At 62.0% G+C, this 19,911-nt stretch carries 15 protein-coding genes, 1 pseudogene and 1 riboswitch; of the genes and pseudogenes, 6 read left to right on the top strand and 10 right to left on the bottom strand.

Annotated elements, in window-relative coordinates:
- Positions 1–454: 454 nt before the first annotated feature.
- From thiE to ACQ4WN_RS16545, 9 genes are all read right to left on the bottom strand, one after another.
- Positions 455–1,066 (bottom strand): thiamine phosphate synthase, encoded by a 612-nt coding sequence (gene thiE / locus ACQ4WN_RS16585; RefSeq protein ID WP_436552537.1) that lies wholly within the window; start codon positions 1,064–1,066, stop codon positions 455–457.
- Between the two features lie 10 nt (positions 1,067–1,076).
- Complete coding sequence (gene thiD / locus ACQ4WN_RS16580) at positions 1,077–1,841, bottom strand: bifunctional hydroxymethylpyrimidine kinase/phosphomethylpyrimidine kinase (protein WP_436552536.1); 765 nt, start codon at positions 1,839–1,841, stop codon at positions 1,077–1,079.
- Between the two features lie 2 nt (positions 1,842–1,843).
- Positions 1,844–2,638: a thiazole synthase gene (locus ACQ4WN_RS16575; RefSeq protein ID WP_436552535.1), complete on the bottom strand. Its 795-nt coding sequence runs from the start codon at positions 2,636–2,638 to the stop codon at positions 1,844–1,846.
- Positions 2,639–2,781: 143 nt separating this feature from the next.
- On the bottom strand, positions 2,782–2,985 hold the full coding sequence (thiS, locus tag ACQ4WN_RS16570; protein ID WP_096238285.1) for a sulfur carrier protein ThiS: 204 nt from the start codon (positions 2,983–2,985) through the stop codon (positions 2,782–2,784).
- A gap of 20 nt (positions 2,986–3,005) precedes the next feature.
- The gene (gene thiC / locus ACQ4WN_RS16565) at positions 3,006–4,919 is read right to left on the bottom strand and encodes a phosphomethylpyrimidine synthase ThiC (RefSeq protein WP_436552534.1); all 1,914 of its coding nucleotides are present in this window, start codon (positions 4,917–4,919) and stop codon (positions 3,006–3,008) included.
- A gap of 79 nt (positions 4,920–4,998) precedes the next feature.
- Positions 4,999–5,114, bottom strand: a riboswitch (TPP riboswitch).
- An 84-nt stretch (positions 5,115–5,198) separates the two neighbouring features.
- Positions 5,199–5,453, bottom strand: a complete 255-nt coding sequence (locus tag ACQ4WN_RS16560) for a hypothetical protein (RefSeq protein WP_436552533.1) — start codon at positions 5,451–5,453, stop codon at positions 5,199–5,201.
- Positions 5,454–5,491: 38 nt separating this feature from the next.
- Entirely contained in the window at positions 5,492–6,298 is an 807-nt protein-coding gene (locus tag ACQ4WN_RS16555) for a response regulator (protein ID WP_096233817.1), read from the bottom strand.
- Between the two features lie 28 nt (positions 6,299–6,326).
- The gene (locus ACQ4WN_RS16550; protein ID WP_436552532.1) at positions 6,327–8,570 is read right to left on the bottom strand and encodes a PAS domain S-box protein; all 2,244 of its coding nucleotides are present in this window, start codon (positions 8,568–8,570) and stop codon (positions 6,327–6,329) included.
- 45 nt (positions 8,571–8,615) lie between these two features.
- Positions 8,616–9,356 (bottom strand): Crp/Fnr family transcriptional regulator, encoded by a 741-nt coding sequence (locus ACQ4WN_RS16545; RefSeq protein WP_436552531.1) that lies wholly within the window; start codon positions 9,354–9,356, stop codon positions 8,616–8,618.
- Positions 9,357–9,594: 238 nt separating this feature from the next.
- Between ACQ4WN_RS16545 and ACQ4WN_RS16540 the strand changes: the two genes are divergently transcribed.
- Complete coding sequence (locus tag ACQ4WN_RS16540) at positions 9,595–11,679, top strand: putative bifunctional diguanylate cyclase/phosphodiesterase (protein WP_436552530.1); 2,085 nt, start codon at positions 9,595–9,597, stop codon at positions 11,677–11,679.
- Here the strand turns inward: ACQ4WN_RS16540 and ACQ4WN_RS16535 are convergent.
- Positions 11,676–12,731 (bottom strand): porin, encoded by a 1,056-nt coding sequence (locus ACQ4WN_RS16535; protein WP_436552529.1) that lies wholly within the window; start codon positions 12,729–12,731, stop codon positions 11,676–11,678. The two genes, ACQ4WN_RS16540 and ACQ4WN_RS16535, sit on opposite strands and share 4 nt — an antisense overlap.
- A gap of 490 nt (positions 12,732–13,221) precedes the next feature.
- Between ACQ4WN_RS16535 and ACQ4WN_RS16530 the strand changes: the two genes are divergently transcribed.
- The 5 genes and pseudogenes from ACQ4WN_RS16530 to ACQ4WN_RS16510 form a co-directional block, all read left to right on the top strand.
- The gene (locus tag ACQ4WN_RS16530) at positions 13,222–16,041 is read left to right on the top strand and encodes a valine--tRNA ligase (protein WP_436552528.1); all 2,820 of its coding nucleotides are present in this window, start codon (positions 13,222–13,224) and stop codon (positions 16,039–16,041) included.
- Between the two features lie 114 nt (positions 16,042–16,155).
- Positions 16,156–16,623, top strand: coding sequence for a DUF2147 domain-containing protein (locus ACQ4WN_RS16525; protein ID WP_436552527.1), 468 nt, complete (start codon positions 16,156–16,158; stop codon positions 16,621–16,623).
- 275 nt (positions 16,624–16,898) lie between these two features.
- Complete coding sequence (locus ACQ4WN_RS16520; protein WP_436552526.1) at positions 16,899–18,416, top strand: ice-binding family protein; 1,518 nt, start codon at positions 16,899–16,901, stop codon at positions 18,414–18,416.
- A 13-nt stretch (positions 18,417–18,429) separates the two neighbouring features.
- On the top strand, positions 18,430–19,569 hold the full coding sequence (locus tag ACQ4WN_RS16515; protein WP_436552525.1) for an OmpA family protein: 1,140 nt from the start codon (positions 18,430–18,432) through the stop codon (positions 19,567–19,569).
- A 132-nt stretch (positions 19,570–19,701) separates the two neighbouring features.
- Positions 19,702–19,911, top strand: a pseudogene (locus tag ACQ4WN_RS16510) (IS1595 family transposase); the annotation flags it as partial.

Below are 19,911 nucleotides of genomic sequence, written 5' to 3'. Positions count from 1 at the left end.
AGGTGTTAGACCTTGCTGTTAGTGTCCGAGCTTACCGTATTGGAGGCCGCTTCAACTCTTTTCGGATAAAGCCATACATCGCCACGAAAGGCGCGAAGAAGGTCCGAACATCGTCTTTTGCAACCCGCTTGATATGCTGAATGAGAGGACTCATTTTTCTTTGGAAGGACTCTATTGTCGTATTTTAACAACGTAAGCGAACCGTTGAACTGGATTCGCAGACACAATTGACCCACTGGAACACAAAACCCACTTTGTATCCACACTAGGAATTACGGCTTCTCAGACTATTACGTTTGTATCAATTAGGGCGAATTTTCCTTTAAATTCAAAGGGATACTAACCCGCTCCTGCTTCTAATGATTGCCGCATAGCGACGATTTTGCGACCGTGTCGCACTGATGCTCTTATTATATGCCGATTATTCACCCAAATCAGCCTTCCATTCCCGTGCTCATGCTGCAAACAATTGATTGAATTGCTGCACCGCAATATCTATATCGTCCGCTTGATAGACGCTAGTGATGGCCGCCACCATGTCGGTGCCGCGCGCCACCAGCGGTGCCGCGTTTTCCGGCGTCATGCCGCCGATCACCACGCACGGCAAGCTGATCTCGCGTTTGGCTTGCAGCACGATATCGAGGGGCGTGCTCACCGGGTACTTTTTCACCAGCGAAGGATAAAAACCGCCGAAGGCCACGTAGCTGGCGCCGCCCGCCTCGGCCGTGCGTGCCAGGGCCATGTCGCCATAGCAGGAAGCGCCGACGATCTTCTCCTTGCCCAGGCGCGCACGCACCTGCGCGACGGAGGCGTCCGTGCCACCCACGTGCACGCCATCGGCGTCGAGTTCTTCGCACAGCTCGATAAAATCGTTGATGATGAAAGGCACGCCATACTTGCGGGCCAGGACCAGCAAGGCGCCCGCCTGTTCGCGCCGCTGGTCCGCCTCGGCACTCTTGTGGCGGTATTGCAGCAGGGCCACGCCTTCCTGCAAGGCTTGCTCGCTCACGTCGAGCAGGCGGTCGGTGTCATCCCAGTTGGGGGTGACCAGATACAGTCCACGCATGATGTTTTCCTTAGTCATTGAATCGTTGCGGTATCAGCTGACCTGGCGCAATCGCATATGCGCCGGCCAGGGCCGCATGGCAATAGCTTTGCGCCAGCGCCAGCGCTTCCGCCAGCGGCTGGCCCAATGCCAGCCGTGCCGCGATGGCGGAGGCCAGAGTGCAGCCGCTGCCGTGGAAGGCGCCGGGCAGGCGTGGCCAGCGCCATGCCTGCTCCCCGCCTCCGGCATCAAGCCAACGGTTGAGCACTTCTTCACCGTCGCCATGCCCGCCCGTCACCAGCACGTGCTTGCAGCCTTGCGCAAGCACGTGTTCTTCGCCACCGAGGGCAGCCGCTTCCGGCCCGTTCGGCACGATCACGGTTGTCAGCGCCAGCAAGGGCGCCAGCGCCAGCACGGCATCACCCGTGCTGAGCACGTCGCCATGGCCGCTGGCCAGCACGGGGTCGAGCACCACGGGCAAGCTTGGGCGGGCCAGCCGCAATTGCGCGATCAGTTGCGCAATGACGGCCGCATTCGCGGCGCTGCCCGGGATGCCGATTTTCACGGCGCTGATCAGCATCTTGTCGATCAGCGCCTGCGCCTGGCGGCGCAGCAAGTCCGGCGCCACCGGTTCGACAGCAAACACGCGGTCGTTGTCCTGCACCGTCAGCGCCGTGATGACGGGCAGGGCATGCGCGCCCTGCGCCGCAATCGCCACAATATCGGCGGCCAGGCCGGCGCCGCCCGACGGGTCGAGGCCGGCAAACACCAGCACAACCGGACGACGCTGTTGCATCGTCACGCCAGGCGGCCCGCCATCGGCGACGAGGGCGAAGCGGCGAATTTACGCGGCATGCGTCCCGCCAGAAACGCTACACGCCCGGCCCGCACGGCCAGCTTCATCGCATGCGCCATGCGCACGGGGTCGCGCGCACCGGCAATGGCCGTGTTCATCAGCACGCCATCGCAGCCAAGCTCCATGGCAATGGCCGCATCCGACGCCGTGCCCACGCCAGCATCGACGAGCACCGGCACTTTCGCCTGGTCGATGATCAGCGACAAGTTCCACGGATTCAAGATGCCCATGCCCGAACCGATCAGGGATGCCAGCGGCATGACGGCCACGCAGCCGATGTCTTCCAGAATCTTCGCCTGGATGGGGTCGTCGCTGCAGTAGACCATCACGTCAAAGCCATCCTTGACCAGCGCTTCGGCCGCGATCAGGGTTTCCGGCATGTGCGGAAACAGGGTCTTTTCATCGCCCAGCACTTCCAGTTTCACCAGATTGCGGCCTCCCAGCAGCTCGCGCGCCAGTTGCAAGGTGTAGACGGCGTCTTTCGCGTTGTAGCAGCCGGCCGTGTTCGGCAAAATCGTGTACTGGTCGGGCGGCACGAAATCGAGCAGGCTGGGCGCGTTCGGGTCTTGCCCGATATTGACGCGGCGTATCGCCACCGTGATGATTTGCGCCTCGGCCGCGTCCGTCGCTTCACGCGTCTGCGGCAAATCCTTGTACTTGCCGCTGCCCACCAGCAAGCGCGATTGGTACTGTTTTCCTGCGATGGTCAGCAAGTCATTATTTGTTGCGGTATTCATGTGCTTTTCCTTAAGTTTTTAAACGTCCGAAGAAAACCGTAGCGAGCGGCGATGATTTGTGGCCGAGACGCGCAACCGTGCTTGAGCACGGTGAGCATCGCAGGCCGCAAAGCGCGACGCGCAGTAGGTTTGCTTGGACGTTTTCAGCCGCCGCCGATGGCGCGCACTATTTCTACCTGGTCCTGGCTTTGCAAGGTCTTGCCCGGCCACGCCTTGCGCGGCACGACGTTGCGGTTGACGGCCAGCGCCAGTGCCTGGTTTTCCAGCGACAGCGCGGCGATCAGTTGATCCAGGGTTTGCCCCGGCGGCACCTGGTGCGGTGCGCCGTTGAGCGTGATGGATATCAATGCAGGCATCACGCTCTCCTTCAGACCTTGCGATACAGCTCGGCGCCGTTCTTGATGAACTCGATGGCCTTGATTTCCATGCCCTGCTTGAGCGCCTTGTCTTCCGCGATGCCCATGCCGGCCGCGTATTCGCGCACTTCCTGCGTGATCTTCATCGAGCAGAAATGCGGGCCGCACATGGAGCAGAAATGCGCCACCTTGGCCGAATCCTTGGGCAGGGTTTCATCGTGGAATTCGCGTGCCTTGTCCGGGTCGAGGCCGATGTTGAACTGGTCGTCCCAGCGGAATTCGAAGCGGGCTTTCGACAGGGCATTGTCGCGAATTTGCGCGCCCGGATGGCCTTTCGCCAGGTCGGCCGCATGCGCCGCGATCTTGTAAGTGATGATGCCATCCTTGACGTCCGCCTTGTTGGGCAGGCCCAGGTGTTCCTTCGGCGTCACGTAGCACAGCATGGCCGTGCCATACCAGCCGATCATGGCCGCGCCGATGCCCGAGGTGATGTGGTCGTAGCCAGGCGCGATGTCGGTGGTCAACGGCCCCAACGTATAGAACGGCGCTTCGCCGCACTGCTCCAGCTGCAAGTCCATGTTTTCCTTGATCAATTGCATGGGCACGTGGCCCGGGCCTTCGATCATCACTTGCACATCGTGCTTCCAGGCTACTTGCGTCAGTTCGCCCAGGGTTTTCAGTTCGCCCAGCTGCGCCTCATCGTTAGCGTCGTAGATGGAGCCGGGGCGCAAGCCGTCGCCCAGCGAGAACGACACGTCATATGCCTTCATGATTTCGCAGATGTCTTCGAAATGCGTGTACAGGAACGATTCCTGGTGGTGCGCCAGACACCATTTCGCCATGATGGAGCCGCCGCGCGAAACGATGCCCGTCAGGCGCTTGGCCGTCATCGGCACGTAGCGCAGCAGCACGCCAGCGTGGATGGTGAAGTAATCGACGCCCTGCTCTGCCTGCTCGATCAGGGTGTCGCGGAAAATTTCCCACGTCAGGTCTTCCGCCTTGCCATTGACCTTTTCCAGCGCCTGGTAAATAGGTACGGTACCGATGGGCACGGGGCTGTTGCGCACGATCCATTCGCGCGTTTCATGGATATGCTTGCCGGTGGACAAGTCCATCACATTGTCGCCGCCCCAGCGGATGGCCCAGGTCATCTTTTCCACTTCCTCGCCTATAGACGAGGTGACGGCGGAATTGCCGATGTTGGCGTTGATTTTCACCAGGAAATTGCGACCGATAATCATCGGTTCGACTTCCGGGTGGTTGATGTTCGCGGGAATGATGGCGCGGCCGCGGGCGATTTCCTCGCGCACGAATTCCGGCGTGATTTCCGCAGGAATGCTGGCACCGAACGACTGGCCCGGATGCTGGCGGCCCATCAGCTCGGCCAGGCGTTCGCCCATGGGACCGGAGGCTTGCAACTCTTTCAAGTACTCTCCGCGACGCATGTTTTCGCGGATGGCGACGAATTCCATTTCCGGCGTGATGATGCCGCGCCGCGCATAGTGCATCTGTGTCACATTGGCGCCCGCCTTGGCGCGGCGCGGCTTGCGGTGCAAATTGAAACGCAGTTCGGCCAGCTTCGGGTCCGCCAGGCGGGCGATGCCGTAGTCGGAGGTGGGGCCGGGCAATTCTTCCGTGTCGGCACGTTCGACTATCCATGGCAGGCGCGGCGTATCGAGGCCCGAGCGGATGTCGATGTTCACGTCCGGGTCCGTGTAGGGGCCGGACGTGTCGTACACGTAGATCGGTGGATTCTTTTCGCCGCCGAACGACGCTTCCGTGTCTGACTGGCTGATCTCGCGCATGGGCACGCGGATATCGGGGCGGCTGCCTCGCACGTAAATCTTGCGCGAATTGGGCAGCGGCGCGATGGCGGCTTCGTCGACCATGGCGGTGGCGGAGAGGAATTTCGGGTTGGCGTTCATTTTGGCTCCTTGGCTAGACTATTTTTAAGCCTGGAGCCAGCTAAGGAGGTTCGGAATTGCGCACGCGGAAAGGCGAGGTGCGTTCATCCTAAAGCTTCCCTTCGCTGGCATTATCCAGATCAGGTTCGGAGGGTATTTCTCACCCGCGCTTGCACCGTGTTTCCACAGCGAAAGGCAGGACCCCTAGCGTTTGCCGCCTTGCGGCAGCGAGCCAATTATACGCGGTTCACGCCGCGTGGCCAGATGATTTCTTGCAGCTATCGTCTTTGTGCTTCTGTGTTACTTCTTCTTGCCCCAGCGCCAGCTGGTCGGTTCGCCCTTCAGCTGGCAGATGAAAATGAGCACGGCAACGATGGCCACTTCATATACGATGTAGCCGACCAGCATGGTTTGCGGGGGAAACAGGAAGGCGCCGCAGGCGAACAGCACCAGCGCGGCCAGGAACACCAGCCAGCCCTGCCAGGTGATGGGCAAGCCCCAGCCCCAGCCATAGGTCTTGGCGGGAAACCAGTAGGAGGGAGATTTGTCAGTCATGATTTTTCCTGGTCAGTATCGATGGCAGCAAGTATAAATCAGGCACTGCGATGACGCTCCGTGACATCGAGGCCGATGCCGCGGTAGCCGATGAAGCGGCTGCCATTGTCGAACATCGGTTCGCCGCTGACCTGCAGATACTGCGTGCTGCCATCGAGGTTGGCGCGGCTGTAGATGAAGTCAAGGAAAGGTTCACGCGCGGCAATCTTGGCGTCGAGTAAAGCGCGCTCGGCGGCGTTCCAGCGTTGCGGTTCTTCTTCGCTGCCGATGCCCAGCATTTCAGCCACGGGGCCGGAAAAGCGCGTCAGATTGCCCTGCGCATCCTGTTCCCAGTACCAGTCGGACGACAGTTCCGTGAAGCGCTGGAAGCGCGCTTCGCTTTCGCGCAACTCCGCCGTGCGCTCTTCCACCATCTGTTCCAGCGACTTGTTGTACTCGGCCAGCTTCTGGTACAGCAAACGCACTTCCAGCATGTTGTGGATGCGCGTTTTGACTTCCACCAGGTCGAAGGGCTTGCTGACGAAGTCCTTGGCGCCCGCTTGCAGCGCGCGCAGCTTGTGGCCGGGCTGGGCAGTGATTACCAGCACGGGCAGATAGCTGCCCGCCTCGATGTCGCGCAAGCCTTCCATGACTTCGAAGCCATCCATTTCCGGCATCTGCAAGTCGAGCAGGATCAAGTCGTAGCGGTGCTGCTGGTGCAGCGCGTGCACGGCTTGCGGGTCCATGGTGGACGTGATGCGCGTGTAGCCGGCATTGCGCAGCACCTGTTCGAGCAGCATGACGTTGGCTTCCTGGTCGTCAACGATGAGGATGCTGGCGTTCAGGATCTCGGTGGCTTGAAGCATGGCGGTATTCCTAAAAATAAATGCTGAATTAGCGTACTGCGTGAGTGTCGTCGGCCAGGCCGTGCGCGGCTGCATGGTGCAGGGCCACGTCGAGCGCATCCATGAATTCGACGACTTTGATCGGCTTGGTCAGGTAGCGGAAGAAGCCCGCTTGCAGGCCTTTCTCGATGTCGCGCGGCACGGCGTTGGCCGACAGGGCCATGACGGGGATGTGGCTGGTGAGCGGATCATCGTGCAGGATGTGCAGGGCGCCATAGCCGCTGATGCCGGGCAGGTTGATATCCATCAAGATCACGTCCGGCTGATACGTGCGCGCCAGGTCGATGCCCAGGTGCGCATCGACGGCCGTCAGCAGTTTCAAATCGCTGCGACGGGCGATCAATTGCTCGACCAGTGCCAGGTTGGCGGGATTGTCTTCCACGTACAGCAAGGTGCGCTGGGTTTCCTGATCTTCCTGCGCCACAGGCAAGACCTCGCCCGGCTCCAGATGCAGTTCGGGCGCGCGCGAAGCCTTGAATTCCACCCAGAAGGTGGTACCCAGGCCCACCGTGCTATCGACGCCGATGGTACCGCCCATCAGTTCGACCAACTGCTTGGTGACGACCAGGCCGATGCCCGTGCCCTCTTCCGTGCTGCTTTCCTGGCCCAGGCGGTTGAAGGGCTGGAACAGCTGACTCATCTGTTCGGCATTCAGGCCGGCGCCGCTGTCGGTGACGCTGGTGCGCACTTTGTCGCCGCGCTGGCGGCAATCGACTTTCACGCTGCCGCCGCTCTGGTTGTATTTGATGGCGTTTGACAGCAGATTGATCATCACCTGCTTTACGCGCGTGCGGTCGGCATGTACATAGAAGGCCTGGCCGCAGCGGGGGAAATGCATGCTGATGCCACGCTTTTCCGCCTGCGGCGCAATCATCGCCTGGCAATCCTGCAGCACGTCGAGCAGGGACATCGCCTCTTCCGACATGGTGACCTTGCCCGACTCGATCATGGCCAGGTCGAGGATTTCATTGATCAAACGCAAAAGATACCAGCCGCCCTTGAGGATCTGGTCGATCGAGCGCTGCTGCGGCACGCTCGGTGCCGGCGTCTCGGACGCCATCAGCTGGGCAAAGCCCAGCACGGCATTCAGGGGCGTGCGCAATTCATGGCTCATGCTCGACAGAAACTCGGACTTCGCCAGGTTCGCCTTTTCCGCCGCCTGGCGGGCCTTTTCCATTTCGATATTCGTGTCTTGCAAGGCTAGTTCGAACTGCTTGCGTTCCGTCACGTCGCGGGCGGCGGCAAACACGCCCTGCAGCTTGCGCTTGCGGTCGTGGAAAGTCGAGGCGTTGTACGACACCACCGTCTGCTTGCCGTCGCGCGCCAGGGCTGTCAGCTCGTAATTGGTCAATTTTCCGTCTCGCAACACGCGCGCAATGGCTTCCTCGGCCCGCTCCGGCTCGGTAAAGTAATTCTTGCACGGCGCGCCGATCAATTCGTCGCGCGTGCAGCCCGTCAATGCTTCCATCTGCTGGTTGACGTCGCTGATGATGCCGCGCGGGTCCGTCGTCATCAGGGCGTCGATATTCGATTCGATCAGCGAGCGCGTATAGAACTGCTGCTCGCGCAAGCGCTGGTCCAGCAGCGCCTGTTCCGCCTCGACCTGCTTGCGGGCCGTATTGTCGGTGCCGATCAGCAAGTAACCGATGACCTTGCTCTGCACGTCGCGCAGGGCCGTCACGGAGACCATGGCGGGGAAGCGGCTGCCATCCTTGCGGATATACGTCAATTCGTAGATGTCTTCGATGCCGCGCGTGGCCTTGAACACCAGCGCTTCCACACCCGGCGTGATGACCGTGTCGAGTTCGGCACTGAGGGCGGCCGCGCGCGCGATGATTTCTTGCGCATCGGAAATACCGGCCGGGGTCAGCTTGTCTACCACGTCGCTGGCGGCATAGCCGAGCATGCGTTCGGCGCCCACATTGAAAATCTGGATCACGCCCTGCGCATCGGTGGCGATGCACGAGAAATTGGCGCTATTGAAAATCGCATCCTGCAAGGCGCCCGCCTTGAGCAACTGGCGCGGCAGGCTGGCCGACGCCGTGCGCCGGTACAGCGCCACGAGCAGCATCAGCAGCAGGAAGACCAGCGCATCGATGACGCACGCCGTCTCGAACGGCGCGCGCCAGGCCAGCACGCCGACAGCCAGCAGCACGATGGCGCTGAATGAAAACGCCAGCGCCATGGGCCAGCGCGACGGTGCGCGGGGAGGAATGTTTTCAACAGATTGCATGAGGTAGCCTGGGCTGTAACAACGATAAGAGAGTGGATGCGGTGATCAGGAACCTTGGCGCTGGCGCACGTCCGACAGCAGGCGAGCGAATTCCTTTTTGACCACGCCATAGCATTCGCACACGTGGCCTTCGAGGCCGGCGCGGTCCAGCACGGAGATATGGCCGCGCCGGTAACTGATGAAGCCGCGCTGCTGCAAGCGCCCGGCCGCTTCCGTCACGCCTTCGCGGCGCACGCCCAGCATGTTGGCGATAAGTTCCTGCGTCATGGTCAGTTCGCGGTTCGGCAGGCGGTCCATGGTCAGCAGCAGCCAGCGGCACAGCTGCTGCTCCACCGTATGGTGGCGGTTGCACACGGCCGTCTGCGACATTTGCGTGATCAGGGCTTGCGTGTAGCGCAGCAGCAAGCGCATGACGGGACCGGCGCGGTCGAATTCTTCCATCAGCAAATGCGCCTTCAGGCGATAGCCGATGCCGCCCGTCTGCACGACGGCGCGGCTCGGCGTCGAGTTGCCGCCCATAAACAGCGACACGCCCACCACGCCTTCATTGCCCACGCCGGCAATTTCCGACGAGCCGCCGTTTTCCAGCAGGTAGTGGATGGAAACGATGGCGGTGGTGGGGAAATACACATGCTGCAGCTTGTCGCCCGAATCGTAGATCACGTCACCGAGCAACATGGAGACTTGCTCCAGATGGGGGGCCAGGCGCGCGAAATCGGCGTCGAGCATGGCGGCGAGCAAATGGTTTTGATTCGGGTTGTGCAGCTGGGCATGCGGACTCGACATGGGCAGTTTTCCTGGTTTCCAGTCGTCAGCTAGGGGATAGATAAAAAACGTCCGAACGAGGGCCGCCATATGCCGGAGCGTAACACAGCGCCTGCACAGTGCAGCCACTATATTTCTTGGCGGCATAGCCGTCTGTTCGGCAGCGAACGGACGGCCACGTGCCCCGCGCCCTACAGTCAGTCACTGCCAGGGCTGCCGGATCACGGATCGGCGCCGGCGCTGCTTACCGGACGCCATCATGCAATCATTCTTCAGACGCATCTCCATTTCCGTTTCCACCTCGGCCCTGATCACGCTGGCGGTCGGGCTGTGCCTGACGGCCCTGTGCTACGCCTCGGCGCGCCAGATCGAGTCGGAAAGCACCCGGCTGCTGCTGCAGTACCACGCCAGCGCTCACACGCTGCGCGCCGCGCTGCTGCCTGCCAACGGCATGCGCCTGGACGCCAACCATCGCGGCTCCCTGTATGTGCTGCTGGGCGGACTGCTGTCGAGCCTGCTGGCAACGGCGTATGTGTTTCAGCTCGTGTCGCGCAATTCGGTGATTGCCCGCATCACGGGCGAACGCACGGCGGCGCTGCAGTTTGCCAATTTGCGCCTGTCCGAAGACATCGCTGCGCGCATGCACACTGAGAAGTCGCTGCGTTTGCGCGAACGCATCATCGAAGTGTCGGCCAATGCCGTCATCCTGTGCAGCGCCGACGCGCCGGGCTACCTGATCGAATACGTCAATCCCGCCTTCGAGCGCATCACCGGCTATGCGGCTGGCGAAGTCATTGGCCAGCGCCTGGAAGACTTGCAGGGTCCCGAGCAAGGGCGCCAAGACACGCATGAGATTACAGCGGCCCTGCGCGAACAGCGCGAAGGCAAGGCCATCGTGCGCAATTTCCGCAAGGATGGCAGCTGCTACTGGAGCGAGCTGTTCGTCGCGCCCGTGCGCGAAGATGGCGATGGCCCCGTCAGCCACTTTGTCGTAGCGCAATACGACATCAGCACCGTCATGCGCTTCGAACAGGAGCTGGAATTCCAGTCGCGGCACGATATTCTGACGGGCCTGGCCAACCGCCTGCTGCTGCGCGAGCGGCTGGAACTGGCGATGGCCGTGACGCGCCGCAGCGGCCTGCCCCTGTGGGTGGTGTTCATCGACCTCGACCGCTTTAAATTCGTCAACGATACCCTGGGCCACGATGCGGGCGACACTGTGCTGAAAAACGTGGCCGAGCGCCTGCGCGACGCCACGCGCGAAGTCGACACGGTAGCGCGCCTGGGCGGCGACGAATTCGTGCTGCTGCTGCCCCAGCATGGCAGTGGCGAACCGGGCACCGCCATCCTGCAGCGCATCCAGGACGCCGTGGCGCAGCCGCTGCAACTGGGTGAATATGAATTTTTTCTCAGCTGCTGCATGGGCGTGGCCGTGTATCCCGACGATGGCCAGAATGCCGACACACTGATCAAGCACGCCGACATCGCCATGTATCGCGCCAAGGAACAGGGACGGGGCCACTGGCAATTCTATGCATCGAGCATGAATGCCGGTACTCTGGAGCGGCTGGGACTGGAAAGCGAGTTGCGCCACGCCCTGGAGCGGGGGCAGTTCCACCTCGAATACCAGCCCCAGCTGGACTTGGCCAGCGGCACGGTGGTGGGCATGGAAGCGCTGCTGCGCTGGCAACATCCGCAACTGGGGCGCATTCCGCCTGCCAGCTTCATCGGCCTGGCCGAGGAAATGGGCTTGATCATCGCCATCGGCGACTGGGTGCTGCACACGGCGTGCGCCCAGACGCGCGCCTGGCAACTGGCCGGCCACGGTTCGCTGCGCCTCGCCGTCAATCTGTCGGCGCGGCAATTCAAGCAAAGAAATCTGCTGCACGCGGTGGCGCAGGCACTGGCCGAGACGGGCCTCGCCGCCGCCCATCTGGAACTGGAATTGACGGAAAGCATGGTCATGCATAACGTGGAGCAAGCCACGGCCATCATGAGCAAGCTGAAGGCGCTGGGCGTGCAACTGTCCATCGACGACTTCGGCACCGGCTATTCCAGCCTGGCCTACCTGCGCCACTTCCCCATCGACGTATTGAAAATCGACCAAACCTTCGTCAGCGACATCACGCACAGCGACGACGATGCGGCCATCGTGCGCGCCATCATCTCGCTGGCGCACAGCCTGCGCCTGAAAGTGATCGCGGAAGGCGTGGAAACGGCCCAGCAACTGGCCTTTCTGCGCCAGCACGGCTGCGACCAGATGCAGGGCTACCTGTTCAGCCGCCCGCTGGCCGCGCCCGCCTTCGAAGAACTGTTACAGCAGAGAAAAATGCTGCCCGCTTAAAACGCGTGGCGCAGGCCGACGTTGAAGGCGCGGTTGCCGCTACCCACTTCCGTCGCATTGCCCACCATGTAGGCGGCGTCGTTGCGGTTGCGGATGTGTGCGTAGGCAAGATACACCTTGCTGCGTTTGGACAAGGCATACGTGGCGCCGATGGCCACCTGCTGCGCATCGCGGTTGGCCACATCGCGGTCATCCTTGCGCACATACGAGGCCAGCAAGGTGGTCGCGCCGAGCGGCACGGACACGCCGACGATGGCGTCGCGGCTGTCGCTTGAGCGGGTTGGCGCCTGCGCCGCACCATACGGATTTTCCGCAAAGAACATGGTGCTGCCGTCGCCCGTGTTGCGGCCATAGCCGGCAAACGCGGTGGCCACGCCGAAGTTGTAGTTACCGGCCAAAATGGTGTTGTTCACGTCGGCCTTGCCCGGCTCGCCGGCACGGCTCTGGCGCGCCAGGCGCAGGGTCAGGGGGCCGTTGACATAACCGAGGGCCAGACCCAGCGAACGTTGATCGGCCACAACACCCGTATGTTCGCCAAAACCATACATGACGGTGGCGGTGACGCCGCGCAGTTCGGGCGAGGTGTAGCGTACGGTATTGTCGATGCGCGTGGCCGAATAGCCGGCCAGGTTGGTCGCCGCGCCGGCAAAGCCGCCCTCGAACGGATCGGCCACGTCCGTCAGCGCCTGGCTTTGCAGGGTGTACTGGCGGCCCATGGTCAGCATGCCCAGCGGGCTGTCGATGCCGACAAAAGCCTGGCGGCCGAACAATTGGCCCGCCTGGTCGGAGCGGCCCGTGTCGCTCAGGACACCGGCTTCCAGGGTGAACACGGCTTGCCAGCCATTGCCCAGCGATTCCGTGCCGCGCAAGCCCAGGCGCGAACCGGCCGAGATACCGCTGGTGAGCTTGCTGACGCCGCCTTCCTGCACCAGGCCCGCATCCATCAAACCATACAGGGTGACGGAAGACGGGGTGACGGACGACTGGGCGTGAGCGGCAGGCAAGGCGCCCAGGGTGGTGGCAAGGCCGGCAAAGATGGCGATTTTTTTCATGATGATTTCCTTGTAAAAGCGAAACCAGGAAAGCGGCGGCCACGGCAAGGCCACAAGCGGCAAGGCGCCATGCGGGGGATGCCGTATCAAAAGACGACGCGCCGGACAAAATATCCTGGCTAAGCTGTGACGGCAGCGGCGTGCAATGGACGCGCCGCTTTGATTCCGCCGTGAATGGTGCACCGCTGGCGGTGCGCGTGGCTCAGGCGCCCGGCCCGAAGGGGACGCTCTGAAATGGCTGGCATCGCTGATGCGCTGGCCTTGTGGCGCGGACGGGAGTCGGATAAAACTGCGTCTGCAGGCGCCGTCCGCAAAGATGGGGCAGGAGGCGCCGAGGCCGGCATTATAACATCTGCAGCGCGTTTATCCCCGCTCTGTTGCGGGAAAACGGCCCGCAAAGCCGCCAAAACACTGAAAAAGGCCAGTTGCCACGCTGCGGGCGATGCCGCGTCATCTATAATGGTTCCTTTTGCCAATCACACGCCAAATCATGGAATTAGCCAAGTCTTTCGAGCCCGCCGACATTGAACAATTCTGGCGCACCGAGTGGGAACAGCGCGGTTACTTTACCGCCACCCTCGATGCGGGAAAACCTTCCTTCAGCATCCAGTTGCCGCCGCCGAACGTCACCGGCACCCTGCACATGGGCCATGCGTTCAACCAGACCATCATGGATGGCCTGACGCGCTACCACCGCATGCTGGGCCACAACACGGCCTGGATTCCCGGCACCGACCACGCGGGCATCGCCACGCAAATCGTCGTGCAACGCCAGCTGGACGCGCAAAAGATTTCGCGCCATGACCTGGGCCGCGAGAAATTCGTGGAAAAAGTGTGGGAATGGAAAGAAAAATCCGGTTCCATCATCACCGGGCAAATGCGCCGCCTGGGCGCTTCGGCCGACTGGCAGCGCGAATACTTCACGATGGACGAGCCACGCTCGAAAGTCGTCACCGACGTCTTCGTGCGCCTGTTCGAGCAAGGCCTGATCTACCGCGGCAAGCGTCTGGTCAACTGGGACCCCGTGCTGGGCACGGCTGTGTCCGACCTGGAAGTGGTGTCCGAGGAAGAAGACGGCTCCATGTGGTACATCAAGTACCCGCTGGCCGACGGCAGCGGTTTCCTGACGGTAGCCACCACCCGTCCTGAAACCATGCTGGGCGACGTGGCCGTGGCCGTCGATCCGACGGACGAGCGCTACCTGCCACTGGTGGGCAAGATGCTGAAACTGCCTTTGAGCGACCGTGAAATCCCCATCATCGCCGACGAATACGTCGACAAGGAATTCGGCACGGGCTGCGTCAAGATTACCCCAGCGCATGACATGAACGATTACGCCGTGGGCCAGCGCCACAAACTGGCGCAAATCGTCATTTTGACCCTGGACGCGAAGATCACCGACGATGCACCGGAAGCCTACCGCGGCATGGACCGCTTCGCCGCGCGCAAGCAGATCGTCGCCGACCTCGATGCGCAAGGCTTGCTCGAGCAAGTCAAGCCGCACAAACTGATGGTGCCGCGCGGCGACCGCACGGGCGTCGTCATCGAGCCGATGCTGACGGACCAATGGTTTGTCGCCATGAGCAAGCCGGCCCCGGAAGGCACTTTCTTCCCAGGCAAGTCGATCGCGGAAACGGCACTGGACAAGGTCGCCAATGGCGAAATCAAGTTCGTGCCGGAAAACTGGAGTACCACCTACAACCAGTGGCTCAACAACATCCAGGATTGGTGCATTTCGCGCCAGCTGTGGTGGGGCCATCAAATCCCCGCCTGGTATGACGACAAGGGCAATATCTTCGTTGCCAAGACGGAAGCCGAGGCGCAAGCCAAGGCATTGGCCGCCGGCAGCACGGGGCCGTTGAAACGCGACGACGACGTGCTCGACACGTGGTTCTCGTCGGCTCTCGTGCCGTTTTCGACCATGGGTTGGCCTGAAGAAACGCCGGACATGAAGGCGTTCCTGCCGTCGTCCGTGCTGGTGACGGGTTTCGACATCATCTTCTTCTGGGTCGCGCGCATGGTCATGATGACGGCGCACTTCACGGGCAAGGTGCCGTTTGAAACCGTCTACGTGCACGGCCTGGTGCGCGATTCGACGGGACAGAAAATGTCCAAGTCGAAGGGCAACACGCTGGACCCGATCGACCTGATCGACGGCATCGACCTGGAAGGCTTGATCGTCAAGCGCACCACGGGCCTGATGAATCCGCGCGACGCAGAAAAAATTACCAAGGCAACGCGCAAGGAATTCCCGGAAGGCATTTCGGCCTACGGCACGGACGCCGTGCGCTTCACCATGGCCAGCTATGCGTCCCTGGGCCGCAACATCAATTTCGACCTGGGCCGCTGCGAAGGCTACCGCAACTTCTGCAACAAGATGTGGAATGCCACCCGTTTCGTCATGATGAATACGGAAGGCAAAGACTGCACACCGAATGACGCCGACTTGTCGCAGGCGGACAAGTGGATTATTTCCCTGTTGCAAAAGGCGGAACTGGACGTGGCCAAGGGCTTCGAAGACTTCCGTTTCGACAACATCGCCGCCACCATTTACAAATTCGTCTGGGACGAGTATTGCGACTGGTACCTGGAAGTGGCGAAAGTCCAAGTGCAACAGGGCACGGAAGGCCAGCAACGCGCCACCCGCCACACCTTGCTGCGCGTGCTGGAAGTGGTGCTGCGCCTGGCCCATCCGATCATCCCGTTCGTTACGGAAGCCCTGTGGCAGAGCGTTGCGCCGCTGGCCGGCAAGCTGCCGAAGGCCGAGGGCGAGCCCAAGGGCGCGTCGATCATGATGCAGCCGTACCCGATCGCCAACACCGACAAGATCGATGAAAGCGCGGAAGCATGGATGCAGCAGCTGAAAGCCTTGACGGACGCGACGCGCAACCTGCGCGGCGAAATGCAGATCTCGCCTTCCGTGCGCGTGCCGCTGATCGTTGAAGCGGGCAATGCCAGCGAGAAAGCAGCACTGGCCTCGTACGCGCCGTACATCCAGTCGCTGGGCAAGCTGGCCGAAGTGCAGATCGTCGATGCGCTGCCGGACTCGCCCGCAGCCGTCGCCATCGTCGGCACCACCAAGCTGATGCTGAAAGTGGAAATCGACGTGGCAGCCGAACGCGAGCGCCTGGGCAAGGAAATTGCCCGCATCGAAGCTGAAATTGCCAAAGTGAATAGCAAATTAGGCAATGAAAGCTTTGTCGCGCGCGCCCCGGCCGCCATCGTTGCGCAAGAAAACGAGCGTTTGCTCAGTTTTTCGGCCACAATTGAAAAATTGCGCGAACAGTTTGCTAAACTAGCCAGCGCATAAGGCAAGTTTGGCAGGATTGCGCGGCCGTCCCAGTGACGCCGCGCAGTACCGCTGGTCTTGCCTTGGTATATAAACTGTTCGTGACCCGATCAAAAAAACCATTGGAGACTAGCAATGCATACCATATTCAAAGCAAGCGTCACAGCAAGCATCATGGTGGCCGCCCTGGCCATCGCCGGCAGCGCTACCGCGCGCGACGATAACCACACGCCCGTGGGCACGTGGAAAACCATCGACGACGCCACCGGCAAGCCGAAATCGCTCGTCGTCATCACGGAAAACAACGGCGTCTTGCAAGGCAAGATCGACAAGCTGTTCCGCGCCCAGAATGAAGATCAAAACCCCAAGTGCGACAAGTGCACGGGCGCCAACAAGGACCAGCCCATCATCGGCCTGGTGATCCTGTCCGGCTTGAAATATGACGGCAAGGAATGGACGGGCGGCGAAATCACGGACCCGGCCAATGGCAAGACCTACAAGAGCAAGGCCGAACTGACGGAAGGCGGCGCCAAGCTGCAAGTGCGCGGCTATATCGGCGTGCCGATGTTTGGCCGCTCGCAGACGTGGGTGCGCGAAGAATAAGCAGAGCACGCCCTGCCCGACCGAAGCCGGCCCTGCGCCGGCTTTTTTTACGTCCACCTGCGCCATAACTGTTGTTTTCCAGGCCGAATTCCTCTCCTTTCAAGGTATTTCCCTATGCGGGGAAGCTAAGCGCGCCAGCGCACATACCTCCCGTTTCCTAAATGAAATAGTGCATGCCAGTGACGCCATCGCCCTGTAGCGACGGGCGGCATGGCTCTGCCGGATGACCTCATCCGCGGATGCCCGGCAGTGACTGCCATGCACAAAGGAAACACATGAACCTCTTCAAACGATATCTGAACCCGCTGCTCGTCGCGGCAGGTTTGCTGGCCATGGCCGCTCTGGCCGGTTGCGGCGGCGGCGACCAGGGACGCGATCCCATCCTCGGCTTGCCGGCTGCCACCTTGTCCAGCCTGGCTGTTACACCCGCCTCGGCCACGGTCGCCATCGGTGCCAGCCAGCAATTCACGGCCATCGCCACGTATAGTGACGGTTCCGCGCAAGACGTCAGTGCCAAGGCAAGCTGGACTACCGCTACGCCGGCCAGCGCCACGGTCAATGCCGCCACGGGCTTGAGTACCGGCATTGCTCTCGGCACCGCAAATATCACTGCCGCATTCGGCGGCAAGAGCGCCAGCACCATGCTGACGGTCATGCCAGCGAGCGTGCTGTCGATCGCCCTCACGCCGCAAAACCCCATCGTGCCCCTCGCCGCGACGCGCCAGTTGGCCGTCATTGCCACGTTTTCAGATGGCAGCAAAGTCGACGTCACGAGCGGCAGCAGCTTCGTTTCCGCCACGCCAGCCTCGGCCACCGTCGCCAGCGGCGGCCTGGTCACCGGCGCTGCCTTTGGTAGCAGCGTCATGAATGCCAGCTTCAACGGCAAGACGGCCAGCACCACCGTCACCGTGCCTGCCGCCACCATCATCAGCATCGCCGTCACGCCGGCCACCGCCAGCATCGCTGTCGGTGCCCAGCAACAATTCATTGCCACCGCAACGTATTCGGACAACTCGAACGCCATCATCACGGGCGGCGCCACCTGGACCTCGGGCACCGTTGCCAACGCCAGCGTGCTGAGCAGAGGCGTCGCCACCGGCATCGCCACCGGCACCAGCAACATCACCGCCATGGCCGGCGGCCAGTCGGGCAGCGCGCTGTTGACCGTCACGGCAGTAGCCATCCCGTCCGTCCTGAACCCGATCATTCTGGGTCGCGCGGCACCGTTCGGCGTGCTGGCAGGCACCTCGATCACGAATAATTCGGGTGGCACGACCCTGATCACGGGCGACGTCGGTGCGCCTTCGCAAACCACGGATCCGACCCAGGCGGCCGGCTTTACCAACTACAAGTCGGGCGCCATCCTGGCCGGCGCCATGACAGATTTACAAGCGGCGATCACGGATGGCAATAGCCGGACCTGCGATGTCAGCTTTGCCGGCGGCATCGACCTCGGTGGCCAGACCTTCGGCCCCGGCGTGTATTGCTATGCGGGCGCCATCAGCATCACGGGCACCCTGACACTGAACGGTCCCGGCGTGTACATCTTCCGCACGGCATTGACCCTGGATTCGACCGTCAACTCCATCGTTGCCCTGAACAATGGCGCCACGGCCGACAACGTCAGCTGGCTGCCTGTCGGCCCCACCACCCTGGCCGCCAACAGCGTCTTCAAGGGCAATATCCTGGGCCAGTCGGCTGCCATCACGGTGGGCGACAACACGACCCTGCTCAATGGCCGCGTGCTGACGGCTGCCGCCGTGACCCTGCGCAACAACCAGATCACCAAATAATCGGGACATGACCATGACTATTGCACACACACTGGGCGCCCTGAGCGTGATGGCCGGCGCCATGCTGGCGGCGCAAGCGGCGCAGGCGCAGGACAACACCTTCATCAACCCGGACTGGGCCAACAGCGCCTGGTACCTCGGTGCGGGCGTGGGCCAGTCGCGCGCCACCATCGACGAGCCGCGCCTGCGCGCCAGCCTGTCCGCGAACGGAGAAAGCGTCACCGGTTTTACCAAGGACCAGCGCGACACCGGCTATAAATTGTTTGTCGGCCGGCAACTTAACCAATACCTGGCGGTGGAAGGCGGCTACTTTGACCTGGGCAAGTTCGATTTCCGCTCCACCACCAGCGGCAATGGCGTGCTCAACGGCGAAGCGGGTTTTCGCGGCGTGAACCTGGACTTGCTGGGCCAGCTGCCGCTGTCGCAACGTTTATCCTTGCTGGGCCGGGTCGGCATGCATTACACCAAGACCAACACGGAATTCAGCGGCAACCGCCTGCTGGGCTCAACGAATACGCATGCCAGCGAGCGCAAGCTCAACGCCAAGCTGGGCCTGGGCCTGGAATACAAGTTCAGCGAAGCGCTGGCCCTGCGCGGCGAAGTCGAGCGTTATCGCCTGAACGACGCCGTCGGCAACCGCGGCGATGCGGACCTGTATTCCGTCAGCCTCGTGTACAAGCTGGGCCGCCCGGCCAGCGCCACGCCCGCCTACCAACCGGCGCCCGAAGTCGCTCCTGTCGTCGCCATGCCGGCACCCGTCGTCGTGGCCGCCCCGGCACCGGCACCCGTGGCGGAAAAAGTATCGTTTGCGTCGGAAGCGCTGTTTGATTTCGATCAATCCACGCTCAAGCCGCAAGGCAAGGCAGCGCTGGACCAATTGCTGGGCCAGTTGAAGGGCATGGATCTGGAAGTCATCGTCACGGTCGGTCATACGGATGCCGTCGGTTCCAACGCCTACAACCAGAAACTCTCGCAGCGCCGCGCCGAAGCCGTCAAGGCTTACCTGGTGGCGCAAGGCGTGGAAACGAGCCGCGTCTACACGGAAGGCAAGGGAGAAACGCAGCCCGTGGCCGACAACACGAGTGCCGCCGGCCGCGCCAAGAACCGCCGGGTGACGGTGGAAGTGGTGGGCACGAGAAAAGTCATGCGCTAAGTTGCATGCGCACGTAAAAAACCGGCTTGCGCCGGTTTTTTTAGGCTCTGTCCCCGATAAGTAGGGGAATTGCGAGAATTTTCCTGGGGCCCTGCTGTCTGACTGTAGATATTAGACAAACGGGAGTCTTCCATGCAGCCAGCCCAGTGGAAAACCTTCATCGCCCAGTTCACCGCACTGAGCCAGCGTCAGCGCCTGGCGAGCATCGCCCTGCTGCGCGGGGCCGCGCCGCAGGACGCCGCCGTGGCACTCGTCGAAAGCGTGGCCCGGCAGCGCTTGCACTGTCCTGCCTGCAACAGCAGCCATGCTCACCGGCATGGCCACGCGCACGGACTGCAGCGC

Origin of the sequence: Janthinobacterium pasteuri, from assembly GCF_051380775.1 — a bacterium.
Taxonomy (GTDB): domain Bacteria; phylum Pseudomonadota; class Gammaproteobacteria; order Burkholderiales; family Burkholderiaceae_D; genus Janthinobacterium.
The sequence above is the reverse complement of the archived record's forward strand: the minus strand, read 5'-3'. Positions and strand labels throughout refer to the sequence as shown.